The following is a 604-nucleotide window of genomic DNA, read 5'->3' as shown; positions in this document are numbered from 1 at the left end:
CAGGGTGAGTTGGTCGATATCGGTGCGGTGGGTGGTCGCCCACTCCGCGACATGATGGACCTCGCAGCGATACCCCGGTACATCGCAGCCTGGTGCGGTGCAGCCGCGGTCTTTTGCGTACAACACAATTCGTTGGGCTGGGTTGGCCAGGCGTTTGCTGTGGTAGAGCGCCAACGCCTTGCCGTGGTCGAACACCGCGAGATAGTGATGCGCGTGCCGACCCAGCCGGATCACATCGGACATGGGCAGCAGGGTGCCGCCGCCGGTCAGCGCCTTGCCGGCGGCAGCCTCCAAGTCTTGAAGGGTGGTGGTCACGATAATGCTGGCTGGTAGCCCGTTGTGTTGGCCCAGCTGGCCGCTGGCCAACAACCCGCGCAGGCCGGCCAGCAGCCCATCGTGGCTGCGTTGGCTTGCCGAGCGGGTGTCGCGCCGCACCGTCTGTTCCGAGGGAGTGCCGTCCACACACGGGGTCTCGTCGGTGGGGTTGCACATGCCCGGGGCGGCCAGCTTGGCCCACACTGCTTCAATGGTGGCGCGGGCCTCAGGGGTCAGATAGCCCGTGAAGCGTGACATCCCGTCGACGTCTTGTTTGCCCAGCGTGATC

Annotated in this window: 1 protein-coding gene; it reads right to left on the bottom strand. The window is 66.1% G+C overall.

Annotated elements, in window-relative coordinates:
• Positions 1–604, bottom strand: a 604-nt coding sequence (locus F0Q45_RS26560; RefSeq protein WP_149656657.1) for an HNH endonuclease signature motif containing protein, incomplete at both ends; no start/stop codon positions are given.

This window comes from Mycobacterium simiae, assembly GCF_008370645.1.
Taxonomy (GTDB): Bacteria; Actinomycetota; Actinomycetes; order Mycobacteriales; family Mycobacteriaceae; genus Mycobacterium; species Mycobacterium simiae_A.
This window is presented reverse-complemented; position numbering and strand designations above follow the sequence as displayed.